Genomic DNA, 16,308 nt, shown 5'->3' with positions numbered 1-16,308 from the left:
CCTGCCATGGCCACTGCGATCGGATACACCGAGTTCGGCGGACCCGAGGTCCTGCACCCCATCGAGATCACAGCCCCCGCGCCCGGCGCCGGTCAGCTCGCGATCCGGGTCGAAGCAGCGGGGGTGAACCCCATCGACGCGAAGCTGCGGTCGGGTGCGCGTCCCTCCGGACCGATCGACGACGTGCGGCGGGTCGGATCCGACGGCGCCGGCATCGTGACCTCGGTCGGCGAGGGCGTGGACGGGTTCCGGGCCGGGGACGCGGTCGTGTTCTCGGGTGCGCGGGGCGCCTACGCGACCGATGTCGTGGTCGACGTCGCACGGGTCCACAGTCGTCCCGCACACGTCTCCGCCGCGCAGGGCGCCGCGCTCGGCATCCCGGTCGGCACCGCGTACCAGACCCTGCGCTCGCTTGCGGTCGGACCGCACGACACGCTCCTGCTCCACGCCGGATCCGGAGCCGTCGGCCAGGCCGCGATCCAATTCGCCGTGCTGTGGGGCGCGACCGTGATCGCCACGACGTCCGGGCGTCGCGCCGAGACGGTGCGGGCGCTGGGCGCGATCCCCGTGCACTATGGCGATGGCCTCGCCGATCGCGTGCGGGAGCTCGCACCGAACGGCGTGACGGTCGCGCTCGACGCGGCCGGCACCGACGAGGCGCTGGACGTCTCGGTCGAGCTCGTCGCCGACCGGAGCCGCATCGCGACCCTGGTGAGGGGACGGGATGCCGCGAGCCTCGGCATCCGCGCCTTCTCGGGCGGTTCCCCCGCCCCTCTGACGCCTCAGCAGCTCGCCTGGCGCGACGAGGCCGCGCCCGTTTCGCTGGCGCTCATCGCCGCCGGGCGGTTCGCGGTCGAGATCGGGCCGCAGGTTCCGCTCGCCGACGCCGCCGAGGCCCACCGCCTGGTCGAACGCGGAACCGACGGCAAGATCACCCTCGTCCCGTAGCGACTCCCGGGGCGCAGGTGCGCCGCGTGCCCGCCGAGCGCGCGCAACAGTACGACACACGGCGCGCGGGCCGAGGCCTCCGCCGCCGACAATGGGGGGCATGTCTGAAGCTCCGCGCTCCTTCGCGACCGCACAGGTGCAGGCGGGGTTCGAGTCGGGCATCGCCGAGAACACCGCGGTCCCGTCGATCCACCAGTCGAACGCCTTCGAGTTCCGCTCGCTCAGCGACGCGCGCGACCTGTTCGCGCTGCGCCGCGACGGCAACATCTACAGTCGTGCCGCCAATCCCACCGTGCTGGTGTTCGAGAAGCGGGTGACCGAGCTCGAAGGCGGCATCGCGGCGGCGGGCGTCGCCTCGGGACAGGCGGCCGTCGCGCTCGCCCTCCTCGCGCTCGCGAAGCAGGGCGAGCACATCGTCGCCGCCCGCCAGCTCTACGGCGGCACCGTCGACCTGCTCCAGGACACGTTCGCGGACTGGGGCATCGAGGTCAGCTTCGTCGACCAGGACGACCCGGATGCCTGGGCCGCCGCCGTGCGCCCCACCACCCGCGCGTTCTTCGCGGAGTCCATCACCAACCCCATCGCGCAGGTGCTCGACGTGCGCGCCGTCGCCGACCTCGCCCACCGCGCCGGCGTTCCGCTCGTCATCGACGCCACCGTGGCCACCCCCTACCTGCAGCGCGTGAAGGACCTCGGAGCCGACATCACCGTGCACTCGGCGACGAAGTTCCTCGGCGGCCACGGCACGTCGCTCGGCGGCGTGATCGTCGACCTCGGCACGTTCGACTTCACGGCAGAGCCGCAGCGCTGGCCGCAGCTGAACGAGACCTACCCGCGCGTCCCGGACGGGAGCCTCGTCGAGCGCTACGGCGAGACCGGCTCCCCGTACATCGCGCTCGTCAAGACCAAGTACGTCCACGACCTCGGTCCCTCGCTGTCGGCGTTCAACGCCTTCCAGCTGCTCCAGGGGCTCGAGACGCTCGACCTGCGCATCGCCCGTCACTCGGCGAGCGCGCTCGAGGTCGCGCGGTTCCTCGAGGAGCATCCTGCCGTCGCGCGCGTGCACCACCCGGGACTCGCGTCGAGCCCGTGGCATGCCAACGCCGCGGTCTACCTGCCGCGCGGCGCCAGCTCGGTGTTCGCGTTCGACCTTCACGGCACCGGGGACGTCGAAGCGGACTTCCGCGTCGTCGAGGACCTCATCGCACGGATGCGGGTCGTGAAGCTCGTGGCCAACATCGGCGACGCCCGCAGCCTCGTGGCGCATCCCGCGTCGATGACCCACAGCCACCTCTCGCCCGCACAGCTGGCCGACGCCGGCATCTCGTGGACGACCGTGCGCCTGTCGATCGGACTCGAGGACGCGCGCGACATCGTCGCCGACCTCGACCGCGCGCTGGCGGGCGTGCCCGCCGGGGAGCCTCAGCTCGCGGCGACGAGCGCACGGTAGAACCCGATCCCGCGCAGCCAGACGTCGACGCGGATGCGCTCGTTGTGCGAGTGCAGCGCGTCGCGTTCGGCGCGGGTCAGATGGAATGGCGTGAAGCGGTACACGTGGTCCGAGATCGCCGTGAACCAGCGGCTGTCGCTCGCGCCGAGCTGAAGATAGGGCGTCACCAGGACGTCGTCGCCGAGGGTCTCGCGGGCGGTCGTGGCGATGCGACGCCAAGCCTCGCCGTGCCACGGTGACACCGGCGACGGGTTGGAGCCGTGCCGCACCTCGATGTCGACCTCGGGATCGGCGATCACCCGGCGCACGCGCGCGGTCGCGCCGGCGACCGTGTCGCCCGTGAGCAGGCGGATGTTGATCGATGCCCGGGCCGTCGTGGCGAGCACGTTCTCCCCCGGGGCGCCGCTCAGCTCGGTGGCGACGGCGGTCGTGCGCACGGTCGCGTTCATCTCGGGACCGAGGCGCGAGAGCACCGCGGCCACGAGCGGTCCGGTGACGGCGAGGCTGCGCAGCAGCGAGCGCAGCGGCTGCGGCGCGTGCGGGGCGACGGTCGACAGCATCGCGCGCACCGGCGGGGCGAGGCGGGTGGGGAACGGATGCCGGTGCAGCCGGTCGACCGCGCGCGCGAGGCGCGCGGTCGCCGGCGTCGAGGGCGGCGTGGAGGCGTGCCCGCCGCCGTCGCGGGCCGTCAGCAGCAGCGTCATGACGCCGCGTTCGGCGACCCCGACCATCGCGGTCGGCACGGTCACGCCGGGGATCACGCCGTCCACGACGGCGCCACCTTCGTCGAGCACGAGGGCGGGACGGATGCCGCGGGTGCGCAGCAGCTCGACGATCGCACCGGCACCGCCGCCCGCCGTCTCCTCGTTGTGCCCGAAGGCGAGGTACACGTCTCGGGCCGGGGCGAACCCTTCGACGGCGAGCTGCTCGACGGCCTCGGCGATCGCGACGAGCGCGCCCTTGTCGTCGATCGCGCCGCGGGCGTGGATGGCGGCATCCGCTCCCTCGCCGACGATCTCGGCGGCGAACGGGTCGCCGTCCCACTCGGACTCGACGACCGGGACGACGTCGATGTGCGCCATGAGGACGAGAGGATCGGATGCCGCGGCCCCCCGCCAGCGGAACAGCAGCGAGTGGCCGTCCACGACCTCCCGCTCCAGCGAACGGTGCAGCGCGGGGTACAGCCGCTCGAGGGTCTCCTGGAATCGGCCGAACGCCGCCCAGTCGATCTCGGTCTCGTCGGCGTGCGACACGGTCGGGATGCGCAGAAGCTCGCGGAAGCGCTCGACGGGGGAAGTCACGTGCAGAGCCTAGGCGCACGGGGTCGGCGACGGTCGCTACGCTCGGGACATGACCGCTTCATCGTCCGCCCTGCGCTGGGGCATCCTCGGCCCGGGCGGCATCGCCCGAGCCTTCGCCTCCGATCTGCGCACCGCAGGCCTGGACCTCGTCGCCGTCGGGTCGCGCAGCGCCGAGTCCGCGGGCGCCTTCGCCGCAGACTTCGACGTGGCCCGCGCGCACGGCTCATACGAGGCTCTCGTGTCCGACCCCGACGTCGACATCGTCTACATCGCGACCCCGCATCCCTTCCATGCCGAGCAGGCGATCCTCGCCCTCGAGCACGGCAAGCACGTGCTGGTGGAGAAGCCCTTCACGCTCACCGGCGACGAAGCGGCCGCCGTGCGCGACGTCGCCGTCGAGCGCGGCCTGCTCGCCATGGAGGCGATGTGGACCCGCTACCTGCCGCACATGGCACGCATCCGCGAGGTCGTGGCCTCGGGAGCGCTCGGCGAGATCCGCGCGCTCCTGGCCGATCACACGCAGCGCATCTCGTCGGACCCCGCCCATCGCCTCAACGCCCTCGAGCTGGGCGGCGGCGCGCTGCTCGACCTCGGCGTGTACCCGATCTCGTTCGCGTGGGACATCCTGGGCGAGCCGCTCGCGATCACCGCCTCCGCCCGCCTGGGCGACACCGGCGCCGACACCGAGGTCGCGACCGTGATGTCGCATGTCTCCGGCGCACTGTCCACGTCGCTCTCGGCATCCCGAGCCGCCGGTCCCAACACCGCGCACATCATCGGCACCGACGCCCGCATCGACATCGACCGCGTCTGGTACAGCGCGACGTCCTTCCGCGTCGTGGACGCCGACGGCACGGTGCTCGAGGAGTACGCGTCCGACATCCAGGGGCGCGGCATGCAGTATCAGGCGATCGCGGCGGAGCAGTATCTGGCGGATGGTCTCACCGACAGCGTGGTGCTGCCGATCGACGAGACGGTCGCGATCATGTCCACCCTCGACGAGATCCGCCAGCTCGTCGGCGTCAGCTACCCCGGGGAGGAGTGAGATGCCCGACCTGCAGAACGCCCGCGTGGCCGTCTACCTCGACTTCGACAACATCGTCATGTCCTGGTACGACCGCGTCCACGGCAAGAACTCGTACGCGCGCGACCGGCAGAAGATCACCTCGGCTGCCTCGGATCCCGAGATCGCCGAGCGCCTGACCGCTGCCACGATCGACGTCGGCGCGATCATCGACTACGCCACGTCGTTCGGCACGCTCGTGCTCACGCGTGCGTACGCCGACTGGTCGTCGCCGGTCAACGCGGTGTACCGCTCGCAGCTGGTCGCGCGCGCCGTCGACCTCGTGCAGCTGTTCCCTGCGGCCGCCTACGCCAAGAACGGCGCCGACATCCGCCTCGCCGTCGACGCCGTGGAGGACATGTTCCGCCTGCCCGATCTGACCCACGTGGTGATCGTGGCCGGCGACTCCGACTACGTCCCCCTCGCCCAGCGCTGCAAGCGCCTGGGTCGCTTCGTCGTGGGCGTGGGCGTCGCGGGCTCCACGGCGAAGTCGCTCGCCGCCGCGTGCGACCAGTTCGACTCGTACGACGCTCTCCCGGGAGTCGCGGCCCCGGCCGAGGCTCGGAAGGATGCCGCTCCTCCGCGCCGTCGCGCTCGCACGTCGGGCGCAGACCCGGCCGAGGCGCTCCTCGATCGCGCCCTGCGCCTCGAGAGCGACAAGGAGGACGTGGAGTGGCAGCATGCGTCGGCCGTGAAGAGCCTCGTCAAGCGGCTCGACCCGTCGTTCTCGGAGAAGGCGCTCGGCCACAAGAGCTTCTCCGAGTTCGTGAAAGCCCATCCGTCGGTGGCCGAGGTCGACGAGTCCGGGAACATCGTCCTCGTCCGTCTCGCCGCCGACCGCCGCTGAGCCGTCTACTAGAGTGTGGGCTGTGGCACGCCGAAACCCGCCGCCAGGCTCGCAGACCTCGCTCCGCGAGGCCAATCGCGCGCGCCTGGTGGAGTCGCTGAAGCGACACGGCCGCCTCACCCAGGTCGAGCTCGCCGGCAGCACCGGCCTCTCGCCCGCGACGGTGTCGAACATCGTCAAGGAGCTCACCGCCTCGGGCATCCTCCACACGTCGTTCACCTCGCGCAGCGGACGCCGCGCGACGCTCGTCTCGCTCGCCCGCCAGCTCGGCCTCGTCGCCGGCGTGCACTTCAGCTCGCGACAGCTCCACATCGCCATCGCCGACACGGCGCGCGCGATCGTCACGCAGTCCTCGCTGCCGCTCCCGCTCGATCACCGCCACGATGCCGAGCTCGACCGGCTGAGTCTGCTGCTCGGAGACATGATGGAGTCGCTCGGCGGCTCGCTCTCGGATCTCCTCGCCGTCGGTCTCGCGCTTCCCGCACCCATCGACCCGCGCACCGGCATGGTGTCCACGCCCGGGCTCCTGCGCGGCTGGGAGGGCGTCGATGTGGCCGAGAGCCTGTCGGCGCGCATCGGGCGCCCCGTGTTCGTGGACAGCGAGGCGAACCTCGGCGGCCTCGCAGAGGCTCGCGAGGGGAACGGGCGTGAGGCGTCCTCGTCGGTGTTCATCCGCGCCGGCCACACCATCAGCGCCGGGCTGATCGTCGGCGGCGACCTGTTCCACGGCGTCAACGGCAAGGCCGGGCAGATCGGGCACGTCACCATCGACGAGAACGGGCCGATCTGCCGCTGCAGCAACCGCGGCTGCCTCGAGACCTACGCCGGAGGCCCGGCACTGATGTCGCTGTTCCCGCCGAGCGAGGGCATGCAGCGCCTCGGCGACCTGCTGCAGGCGGCGGAGGCCGGCGACGGCAGCTCCCGGCGCGTGATCGCCGACGCCGGCCGCCACATCGGCATCGCCGCGGCGAGCCTGTGCAACCTCTTCGACCCCGAGCTCATCATCATGGGCGGCGAGCTCGCACAGGCGGGCGAGATCCTGATGGCTCCCATGCGCCACTCGCTCGAGCGCACGGCGCTGACGTCGGCAGGCGGGCTCCCCGAGATCGTGGGTGCTTCGTTCGGCGAATGGGCCGAGACGCGCGGGGCGATCGCGATCGCCCTCGATCATGTGACGGTGGATGCGCAAGCACTCCCGTATTCGGCGTAGCCCATGGCGAAGTCGAGATCAGGACGCGAGGTTCTGAGGAAGGCCCTCGGGCGCGCGGCAGCCGCCACGGTCCTCGGGGCGCTGCTCGCCGCGACCGCCGTCGCGTGCAGCGGGGCCGATCCCGGCCCGTCGACCAGCGGCGGGACGGAATCGATCGCGCTGCTGCTGCCCGATGCGAAGACGGCCCGCTACGAGACGTTCGACCGCCCATTCTTCGAAGCCCGCGTCGCGGAGCTCGGCGACTACGACGTGCTGTACTCCAACGCCGACCAGGACGCCGCGAAGCAGCAGCAGCAGGCCGAGTCGGCGCTCGCGGCGGGCGCCGGGGTGCTGGTGCTCGATGCCGTGGACGCCAACGCCGCCGTGAGCATCGTCCGCTCCGCGAATGCGAAGGGCGTCCCGGTGATCTCGTACGACCGCCTCATCGCGGGCGGAGACCTCGCGTACTACATCTCGTTCGACAACGAGAAGGTCGGAGTTCTGCAGGCGACCGAGTTCGTCGACGCGATCCAGGATGCCGGGGGCGGCGGCATCCTGATGGTCAACGGCTCCCCCACCGACAGCAACGCCGCCCTGTTCCGCAAGGGAGCCCACAGTCTCATCGACGAGAGCGGGCTCGAGGTTCTCGCCGAGTACTCCACGCCCGATTGGAGCCCCGACAAGGCGCAGGAGTGGGTCGCCGGACAGATCGCCCAGTACGGCGACCGGATCGTCGGGGTGTACGCCGCCAACGACGGTACGGCGGGCGGTGCCGTGGCAGCACTCAAGGCCGCGAACGTCGAGCCGTTCCCGATCGTCACCGGACAGGATGCCGAGCTCGCGGCGCTCCAGCGCATCGTGACGGGCGACCAGCACATGACCGTCTACAAGGCGATCAAGCCGCAGGCCGAGCTCGCGGCGGAGGTGGCGGTGGCGCTCCTGCACGGCGAGGAGGTCACCGCGCCCATGGAGATCGACGGCGTGCCGACGACGCTCCTCGATCCGGTGGCCGTGACCGTCGACAACATCCTCGAGACGGTCGTCGCCGACGGCTTCTGGACCGTCGAGGACATCTGCACGCCCGCGTACGTCGATGCGTGCGAAGCCGCGGGCATCAGGTAGGGTCCTGACCTTGGCGAGGAGGGCATGACCGGATGTCGATGACACAGCCGCGCGCGGGGCGACCGCGCGAGCGCGTGCTCACCATGCGCGGGATCGGCAAGCACTTCGGTGCGGTCAAAGCCCTGACCGACGTGGACTTCTGGGTCAACGAGGGGGAGGTAGTGGCCCTCGTCGGGGACAACGGCGCCGGCAAGTCGACCCTGGTGAAGGTGCTCGCCGGGGTGCACGCGCCCGACGCCGGCACGATCGAGTTCGACGGCGCGGTCGTGGACATCCCGAGCCCCGCCGACGCTCAGGAGCTCGGCATCGCCACCGTCTTCCAGGATCTCGCGCTGTGCGACAACCTCGATGTGGTCGCCAACCTCTGGCTCGGCCGCGAGCTCGTGGAGGGCGGCGCGCTCGACGAAGTCGACATGGAGCAGCGCACGTGGACACTCCTGCGCGAGCTGTCGGCGAAGATCCCGTCCGTGCGCATCCCGGTCGCCTCGCTCTCGGGGGGTCAGCGCCAGACGGTCGCGATCGCCCGCTCGCTCATCGGCGACCCGCGGGTCGTGATCCTGGACGAGCCGACGGCGGCCCTCGGCGTCGCTCAGACCGCCGAGGTGCTCAACCTCATCGAGCGCCTGCGCGAGCGCGGACACGGGGTGATCCTCATCAGCCACAACATGGCCGATGTGATGGCGGTCGCAGACCGCGCCGTCGTGCTGCGGCTCGGGCGCAACAACGGCGTGTACAACGTGGCCGAGGTGACGAGCGGGACGCTCATCGCGGCGATCACCGGCGCCGCCGACAACGTGGCAGCCCGGCGGGCGGCCGAACGTCCCGCCCCCCGCACCACGCCCGTGCCCGACCCGGTGGACGAGACCGATCCCGCCCACGAGCACGGCGCCGAGATCATCCGCATCCCGCGTGACCGCCCTCGCCGCACCGCCGACCCGAAGGGCGACCGATCGTGAGCCGCGAGGTCATTCCCGGAACCGAGGACGCGGACGTCCGTCTGCTCAGCGTCGCCGGGCTCCGTGGCGCGGTCGAGTCGGTCATCACCCGGATCCGCGGCGGAGACCTCGGCGCCGCACCGGTCGTGGGCGGGCTCATCGTGATCTGGCTCGTGTTCCAGGCCCTGAACCCTGTGTTCCTCTCGAGCGAGAACCTCGGGAATCTCACGATGCAATGCGCGGCGATCGGCACGATCGCGCTCGGTGTCGTGCTCGTGCTGCTGCTGGGCGAGATCGACCTGTCCGTCGGGTCGGTGTCGGGGCTCGCGGCTGCCGTCCTGGCCGTGACCTTCGTGCAGCTGAGCTGGCCGCTGGCGCTGGCCCTCGTCGCGGGCATCGCGATCGGATGCCTCGTCGGCCTCCTGTACGGATTCCTCTACACCCGCTTCGGCCTGCCGAGCTTCGTGATCACGCTCGCCGGCCTCCTGGGATTCCTGGGGCTGCAGCTCTGGGTGCTCGGCGACACCGGCACGATCGGACTCGGGTTCGACTCGTGGATCGTCGAGTTCGCGCAGGACTGGTTCCTGCCGCACTGGGCGGCGTATCTCCTGGTGGTCCTGTCCGTGGGCGCGTACGCGTGGGTGCTGCTGCGCCGCGCGCGGCGGCGCACGGCGGCGAACCTCGCGAGCCAGAGCAATCTCGAGATCGGGCTGCGCAGCGGTGCTCTGCTGCTCTTCCTGCTCCTCACGACCTGGTACCTGAACCTGCACCGGGGCGTCGGCGTGATGTTCGTGTTCTTCATCGCGCTCGTCGTGGCCATGAACCTGGTGCTGACCCGCACGCGCTGGGGGCGGGCGGTGTACGCGGTCGGCGGCTCCGTCGAGGCGGCGCGCCGCGCCGGCATCCGCGTCGATCGCATCTACCTCTCGGTGTTCATGATGTGCTCGACCCTGGCCGCGGTCGGCGGCATCCTCGCCGCGGCGCGCCTGGGGTCGGCGGGTCAGAGCTCCGGCACCGGCGACGTCAATCTCAACGCCATCGCCGCGGCCGTGATCGGCGGCGCGAGCCTCTTCGGCGGGCGCGGCACCGCCTTCTCCGCCCTGCTCGGGATCATCGTGATCCAGTCGATCTCGTCGGGCCTGACGCTGCTCACCCTCGACTCCTCCGTGCAGTTCATGATCACCGGCATCGTGCTCGTGCTGGCCGTGATCGTCGACTCGATCTCGCGACGCACGCGCGCCGCGACAGGGCGCGCCTGACCCGTCGTGCATTCATAGGGCAAACCCGCCTGCGTTCGCTGGGAGCGGTCCCGCATAGGCGTCTGCGCATTGTGCCCCATCCCGAGGCGTGATGCTCGCATTGTGCACCGCGAGGCAACGTATCGTGGAACGCCGACGGGTGAACGGATGCATCTTCGACGGGCGTTGCGAAAGCGTTACGTTCAAGACTTGACGCCAAGAACAGAGGCGGAAAGGATCTGATCAAGCGCGAAGTGCAGCAGGAACGAACCTGGGGCTCGCGCACTTCAATGACGAAAGGCGAATGATGAAGAAGTCTTCACTCCTCGCCGTGGCCGCCCTCACGGGTGCGGCTGCGGTGATGCTTGCGGGTTGTGCCGGCGGTTCCGGCGGCACCCCGAGCGAGAGCGGCGGCGGAGATGCCGAGGCCGGCCGCGCCTGCGTGATTCTCCCTGACGCGGCCTCGTCGCCGCGCTGGGAGAACTTCGACGCGAAGTACCTGCAGGAGGGCCTCGAGGCTGCCGGCTTCGAGACCGACATCCAGAACGCTCTGGGTGACGTCAACAAGTACGCGACCATCGCCGACCAGCAGCTCTCTCAGGGCTGTGGCGTAATGCTGCTCGTCGACTACCAGGGCGCCGCCGAGGCCGTGGCCACCAAGGCCAAGGCTGAGGGCATCCCGGTCATCGCGTACGACCGTCCGTTCGCGGGCGCCGACTACTACGTGTCCTTCGACAACGTCGAGGTCGGCCGCATGGAGGGCCAGACGGTCCTCGACGGGCTCGAGGCCGCAGGCGTCGACCCGGCCGAGGCCACCGTCGTCTACATGGGCGGAGACCCGACCGACGGCAACGCCGCGATGTTCAAGGAAGGCGCTGTCGAGGTCATGGAGGCCGCGGGCATCACTCCGGCCGCCGAGCCCCCGGGCGTGTGGGACCAGGCCAAGTCGCAGACCAACTTCGAGCAGGCCCTCACCGGTCTGGGCGGTCAGGTCGACGGCGTCTGGGTCGCGAACGACACCAACGCCGCCGGTGTGATCAAGGTCCTCCAGGACAACAACCTGAAGGGCGTGGCCGTCTCCGGTCAGGACGCGAACGTCGCGGGCCTGCAGAACATCCTCCTCGGCTGGCAGACCGCCACGGTCTACAAGCCCGTGAAGGACGAGGCCGAGGCCGCTGTCGCCACCGCGATCGCACTGCTCAACGGCGAGACGCCCGACGCCGGCGCCGAGCTGGAGGACGGCACGCCGTACGTCCAGGTCACGCCGATCCTGGTCGGACCGGACAACGTCAAGGACGTCATCGCCGCCGGCGACGCATCGTTCGACGACGTCTGCACGCCGGATGTCGCGGCAGCCTGCGAAGAGTACGGGGTCACCGAGTAAGTTATCGGTCAAGCCGCGGGGGCGTCGCGTCATCGGGCGCGGCGCCCCTGCGCCTGTACCGGCACTTCGCAAGGAAGCGAGTATGTCAGAGACGATCACAGCCACAGAGCCGATCATCGAGTTGGTCGGCGTCAAGAAGTCTTTCGGTCCGGTCAGCGTCCTCAAGGGCGTCGACCTCAAAGTGTTCCCCGGCAAGGTGACCGCCCTGGTGGGCGACAACGGTGCCGGCAAGTCCACGCTCATCAAGGGTCTCGCGGGCGTGCAGCCGTATGACGAGGGCGAAGTCCTCATCGACGGCGCGCATCGCGACCTGCACGCGCCGAGGGATGCCGCGGGCCTGGGCATCGAGGTCGTGTACCAGGACCTCGCCCTGTGCGACAACCTCGACATCGTCCAGAACATGTTCCTCGGTCGCGAGGAGACCTCCGCCGGGACGTTCGACGAGGGGCGCATGGAGAAGGACGCGTCCGACACGCTGCGCTCGCTCTCGGTGCGCACCGTGAAGTCGGTGCGGCAGAAGGTGTCCAGCCTGTCCGGCGGTCAGCGTCAGACGGTCGCAATTGCGCGTGCCGTGCTGAAGAAGGCGCGCGTGGTGATCCTCGACGAGCCCACCGCAGCTCTCGGCGTCGCGCAGACCGAGCAGGTGCTGAACCTGGTCAAGCGACTGTCCGACCAAGGCGTGGCGGTGATCCTCATCAGCCACAACCTCGCGGACGTGTTCGAGGTCGCCGACGACATCGCCGTGCTGTATCTGGGTCAGATGGTGGCGCAGATCCCCGTGTCCGAGACCACCCGCGACGACGTCGTCGGGTACATCACCGGAACCAAGACCCTGGGCGACGTCAACATCGTCGACACGTCCACGCTTCGCACCGAGGAGGGGGCGGTATGAGCAGCAACGCGACCCGTACGGAGGCCGCACCCGACCCGATCGCCAGCGACCTCATCGGCAGCGGAGTCGAGGGGGGCGTGGCCGATCAGGCGCGCGCCTGGTGGCAGCGCGTCCGCAGCGGTGACATGGGCGCCCTGCCCGCCATCGGCGGCCTCGTGGTCCTCAGCATCCTGTTCACGGCACTCAGTCCGTTCTTCCTCACCGAGCGCAACTTCGCGAACCTCCTCAACCAGGCCGCCACCCTCGTGGTGCTCGGCATGGCGCTGGTGTTCGTGCTGCTCCTGGGCGAGATCGACCTGTCGGCCGGTGTCACCGGCGGCGTGGGCATGGCTTTGTTCGTCGTGCTGAACTCCCAGTTCAACGTCCCGTGGCCGCTCGCCCTGCTGATCGGATTCGGCTTCGGGTTCCTGATCGGCGCGCTCATAGGCTTCTTCGTCGCGAGGGTGGGAATTCCATCGTTCGTCGTGACACTGGGCCTGTTCCTCGGACTGCAGGGACTCGCGCTGGTCATCATCGGACCGGGCGGACTGTTCCGCGTCGAGGTTCCCGAGCTCATCGCCCTGCAGAACGGCAACCTCCCCGTGTGGGGCGGCTGGGTGATGCTCGCGATCATGATCCTGGTCTCGGCTGCGACCTCGTTCTGGGACCGCGCGCGGCGCACACGGGCAGGAGTGCCGAACCGCGCGCTCTCGCTGGTGTGGATCAAGCTCGGCGTGATCGCCGTCATCGGCGGCGCGGTGGTCTTCATCCTCAACCAGGACCGCGGCCAGTCGGTCAACGCGGTACAGGGCGTGCCCAACGTCGTGCCGATCGTGCTCGTCATCCTCTGGATCGGCACGTTCGTCCTCGACCGCACGAAGTTCGGACGGTACATCTACGCCATCGGCGGCAACGCCGAGGCGGCGCGGCGCTCCGGCGTGAAGGTGCGCTGGATCAAGTGGTGGGCGTTCGTCATCTGTTCGTCCCTCGCGGTGTTCTCGGCGCTGCTGAGCGTGTCGCGCGTCGGCACGGTGGACGCGACCGTCGGACGCGACATCGTCCTCTCCGGGGTGGCCGCGGCCGTCGTCGGCGGCGTGAGCCTCTTCGGCGGCAAGGGCCGGCTCATGCACGCGGCGATCGGCGCCCTCGTGATCGCGACGATCACGAACGGCCTCGGCCTGCTGAACCTCCCGGCGGGCGTGAACCTGCTCGTCACCGGCGCCGTGCTGATCCTGGCCGCAACCGTCGACGCGCTCTCGCGCCTCCGCGGCAACGGCGTGCGCACGTAGCCGAAGATCGCATGAGAGGGCGCCGGGCGGGAGATCCGCCCGGCGCCCTTTCGCGTCGCACCCTTTTCGTGCGGTGCCGCGTTTCGCGCGGTGCCGCGCTCCTCGCCACCGTGTCGAGAAATGAGGAGACACGCCGCGCCCAGTCGTTCTCGGTCAGCGCGGCGGTCGATTCTCCCTCATTCCTCGTCGCCAGGAGCTGCTCGCCACCGTGTCGAGAAATCAGGAGAAACGCGGCCCAGTCCCTCTCCGTCGCTCCTCGCCACCGTGTCGAGAAATCAGGAGACGCGCCGCGCCTAGTCCCGCTCCGTCGGCGCGCCGGTCGATTCTTCCTCATTCCTCGTCGCCAGGAGCTCCTCGACCCAGGCGGGAACGAGCTCCCCCGCCCGGCCCGACCGGGCATCGTCGAAGGGGACGAGCGCGTCGCTCGGCTCGAGGTTGAGTTCGACGGTCCACGCTCCCCACGCGGCGGCGAGGGCGGCGTAGCCGGCAGCGGGATAGACGGCGCCGGACGTGCCGATCGAGGCGAACACATCGCACGCAGCGAGGGCCTGTTCGATGCGGTCGAGCTCGTACGGCATCTCACCGAACCAGACCACGTCGGGGCGCAGCATCCGCTCACCGCACGCCGGACACGGCGGACGCGGTTCGAGATCCGCGTCCCACACCGGACGGGCGCCGCAGCCCGCGCACAGCGCCCGGCGCAGCTCGCCGTGCATGTGCACGAGATTGCTCGTTCCCGCGCGCTCGTGCAGGTCGTCCACGTTCTGCGTCACGACCAGCAGGTCCTCGCCGAACGCTCCCTCGAGGCGCGCGAGTGCGCGGTGGGCGGCGTTGGGGACGACGGATGCCACAGCCCGCCGACGCGCGTCGTAGAAGCGCTGCACCAGGTCGGGGTCGCGCGCGAAGCCCTCCGGCGTCGCGACGTCGTCGACGTCATGCCCCTCCCACAGCCCGTCGGCGTCGCGGAACGTCGGGACGCCGCTCTCGGCAGAGATTCCGGCCCCGGTGAGCACGACGATGCGCATGACACCAGTGTGCCGCCGCGCTGCGACGCGAGGCTCAGCCGCGCAGGAGCGCGCGCAGTGCGGCGATCGTGTCAGCCTCTTCCGGCCGCTTGTCGGGCCGGTACCCCTTGGCGCGTGCGAAACGCAGGGCGACGCCGCCCGGGTATCGCGTCGAGCGCTGCACGCCGTCGATCGCGACCTCGACGACGGTCTCGGGGCGCACGTGCACGGCGTACGCGGAGCGGTGGGTCTCGATCGTCGGGAAGTGTGCGGTCTGCCAGCGCAGCAGCTCGTCGGTCAGTCCCTTGAACGTCTTCCCCACCATCACGAACCCGCCGGGCTCGCCGAACGCGCCATCGGGATCACGCGCGCCGAGGTGCAGGTTCGACAGCATGCCCTGCCGCCGGCCCGAGCCCCACTCGACCGCGAGCACCACGAGGTCGAACGTGAGCACGGGTTTGACCTTGAGCCAGCTCTTCCCTCGGCGACCGGCGGCGTAGGGAGAGTCGACGCCCTTCACCATGACGCCTTCGTGACCGGCGGCGAGCGCCTCGCGCGAGAACTCCTCGGCGCGCTGCGGATCGGTCGTGATGATTCCCGGCATGCGGGCGGCGCCCGCGACCTGCTCGAGCAGCTCGAGCCGCGTCGCGAGGGGCTCGTCGATGAGATCGCGGCCGTCGAGGTGGAGGATGTCGAAGAACCACGGCCGCAGCACCACCGACGCGGCCCCCTCGGAGCCGAAGCGCGCCATGGTGTCCTGGAACGGGCGCGGCCCGCCGTCCTCGTCGAGCGACAGCGTCTCGCCGTCGAGGATCACGCGCTGGGCGGGCAGGGCGCGCACCGCCTCGACGATCTCGGGCACGCGATGCGTGATGTCGGCCAGGCTTCGTGTGTAGACGCTGACCTCGGAGCCGTCACGGTGCACCTGGATGCGCGCGCCGTCGAGCTTGTACTCCACGGATGCCGGTCCCCCGACGGCGGCGATCGCCTCGGCCGTCGATCCCGCCGTCGAGGCGAGCATCGGCATGACGGGTCGGCCGACTTCGAGCCCGATGTCGCTCAGCTCACCCGGCGCGCCGAACAGCGCGACCCGCGCCGTCTCGCCGAGGTCGCCCGACAGCATCGCTGCGCGGCGGACGACCGCGGCATCCCTGTCCCCCGCCCTCGCGATCGCATCGAGGAGCACCCCCTCGAGGGCGCCGGTGCGCAGCTCGCCGAGGATGACGCGGGAGAGGAAGTCCCACTCCGCCGCGGTCGCCCGGCCGGCCAGCTCGGTGAGGGTGTCGCGCCGCACGGCGACGGACCCGGCTCCGTCAGCCCGGGCGAGACGCTCGAGCGCCGCGTCGACCTCGCCCACCGTCAACGTCGCGGAAGCCGCGTGCGCGACCTCGAACGAGCGGAGACCGCGCCAACCGACCCCGAGCCGCCCCTGGCGCGGGCTCGCGACGAGGAAGCCGATGGCAGGGGCCACCTCGTCGGAGTCGAGCCCGGTGAGCACCTCGGCGATCGCCGCGACCTTCGCGAGCCGGGAGGACGTCGCGCCCGCGGCGTCAGCGGCATCGACGACGGCGGACAGGAGCATCCCTGAATTCTTCCACCCGGGTACGACAGTGGGGCGAGGTCGAAGGGTAGGGCTTCCGTTTGTGCGGGAGATTGCGCGCATGTCA

14 protein-coding genes are annotated in these 16,308 nt (G+C 70.8%); 11 read left to right on the top strand and 3 right to left on the bottom strand.

Annotation, left to right across the window (positions count from 1 at the left end; genetic code table 11):
• Window positions 1-6 precede the first annotated feature (6 nt).
• Both ASD93_RS03540 and ASD93_RS03535 read left to right on the top strand, forming a co-directional pair.
• Window positions 7-948 (top strand): quinone oxidoreductase family protein, encoded by a 942-nt coding sequence (locus tag ASD93_RS03540; RefSeq protein WP_056118625.1) that lies wholly within the window; start codon window positions 7-9, stop codon window positions 946-948.
• Window positions 949-1,048: 100 nt separating this feature from the next.
• Window positions 1,049-2,398, top strand: a complete 1,350-nt coding sequence (locus ASD93_RS03535) for an O-acetylhomoserine aminocarboxypropyltransferase/cysteine synthase family protein (RefSeq protein WP_056118623.1) — start codon at window positions 1,049-1,051, stop codon at window positions 2,396-2,398.
• On the opposite strand, the gene ASD93_RS03530 is transcribed toward ASD93_RS03535, so the two are convergent.
• On the bottom strand, window positions 2,371-3,699 hold the full coding sequence (locus ASD93_RS03530; RefSeq protein WP_056118620.1) for a M20/M25/M40 family metallo-hydrolase: 1,329 nt from the start codon (window positions 3,697-3,699) through the stop codon (window positions 2,371-2,373). The genes ASD93_RS03535 and ASD93_RS03530 overlap by 28 nt on opposite strands.
• 49 nt (window positions 3,700-3,748) lie before the next feature.
• Here ASD93_RS03530 and ASD93_RS03525 point away from each other — a divergent pair, with 49 nt between their 5' ends.
• The 9 genes from ASD93_RS03525 (at window position 3,749) to ASD93_RS03485 (ending at window position 13,637) form a co-directional block, all read left to right on the top strand.
• Window positions 3,749-4,744 carry a Gfo/Idh/MocA family protein gene (locus ASD93_RS03525; protein WP_056118617.1) on the top strand — a complete coding sequence of 332 codons (996 nt, stop codon included), beginning with the start codon at window positions 3,749-3,751 and terminating at the stop codon, window positions 4,742-4,744.
• Window position 4,745: 1 nt separating this feature from the next.
• Window positions 4,746-5,609, top strand: a complete 864-nt coding sequence (locus ASD93_RS03520) for an NYN domain-containing protein (protein ID WP_056118615.1) — start codon at window positions 4,746-4,748, stop codon at window positions 5,607-5,609.
• A gap of 22 nt (window positions 5,610-5,631) precedes the next feature.
• Window positions 5,632-6,819: an ROK family transcriptional regulator gene (locus ASD93_RS03515; RefSeq protein WP_056118612.1), complete on the top strand. Its 1,188-nt coding sequence runs from the start codon at window positions 5,632-5,634 to the stop codon at window positions 6,817-6,819.
• 3 nt (window positions 6,820-6,822) lie between these two features.
• Window positions 6,823-7,920, top strand: coding sequence for a sugar ABC transporter substrate-binding protein (locus ASD93_RS03510; RefSeq protein WP_082569136.1), 1,098 nt, complete (start codon window positions 6,823-6,825; stop codon window positions 7,918-7,920).
• Between the two features lie 32 nt (window positions 7,921-7,952).
• Window positions 7,953-8,876 carry an ATP-binding cassette domain-containing protein gene (locus ASD93_RS03505; RefSeq protein ID WP_082569135.1) on the top strand — a complete coding sequence of 308 codons (924 nt, stop codon included), beginning with the start codon at window positions 7,953-7,955 and terminating at the stop codon, window positions 8,874-8,876.
• 41 nt (window positions 8,877-8,917) lie between these two features.
• The gene (locus ASD93_RS03500) at window positions 8,918-10,114 is read left to right on the top strand and encodes a sugar ABC transporter permease (RefSeq protein WP_200950584.1); all 1,197 of its coding nucleotides are present in this window, start codon (window positions 8,918-8,920) and stop codon (window positions 10,112-10,114) included.
• A gap of 286 nt (window positions 10,115-10,400) precedes the next feature.
• Window positions 10,401-11,477, top strand: coding sequence for a sugar ABC transporter substrate-binding protein (locus ASD93_RS03495; RefSeq protein WP_056119165.1), 1,077 nt, complete (start codon window positions 10,401-10,403; stop codon window positions 11,475-11,477).
• 82 nt (window positions 11,478-11,559) lie between these two features.
• Complete coding sequence (locus tag ASD93_RS03490) at window positions 11,560-12,369, top strand: ATP-binding cassette domain-containing protein (protein WP_056118608.1); 810 nt, start codon at window positions 11,560-11,562, stop codon at window positions 12,367-12,369.
• Window positions 12,366-13,637 (top strand): sugar ABC transporter permease, encoded by a 1,272-nt coding sequence (locus tag ASD93_RS03485; RefSeq protein ID WP_056118605.1) that lies wholly within the window; start codon window positions 12,366-12,368, stop codon window positions 13,635-13,637. Before ASD93_RS03490 ends, ASD93_RS03485 begins: the two co-directional genes overlap by 4 nt.
• A gap of 293 nt (window positions 13,638-13,930) precedes the next feature.
• On the opposite strand, the gene ASD93_RS03480 is transcribed toward ASD93_RS03485, so the two are convergent.
• Both ASD93_RS03480 and ASD93_RS03475 read right to left on the bottom strand, forming a co-directional pair.
• On the bottom strand, window positions 13,931-14,662 hold the full coding sequence (locus tag ASD93_RS03480; RefSeq protein WP_056118602.1) for an NAD-dependent deacylase: 732 nt from the start codon (window positions 14,660-14,662) through the stop codon (window positions 13,931-13,933).
• A gap of 34 nt (window positions 14,663-14,696) precedes the next feature.
• The gene (locus tag ASD93_RS03475; protein ID WP_056118600.1) at window positions 14,697-16,223 is read right to left on the bottom strand and encodes an ATP-dependent DNA ligase; all 1,527 of its coding nucleotides are present in this window, start codon (window positions 16,221-16,223) and stop codon (window positions 14,697-14,699) included.
• Between the last annotated feature and the right edge of the window lie 85 nt (window positions 16,224-16,308).

Source organism: Microbacterium sp. Root180 (assembly GCF_001428485.1).
Taxonomy (GTDB): domain Bacteria; phylum Actinomycetota; class Actinomycetes; order Actinomycetales; family Microbacteriaceae; genus Microbacterium.
Note: the sequence above shows the minus strand (reverse complement) of the source record. Positions and strands in the feature narration are given on the sequence as shown.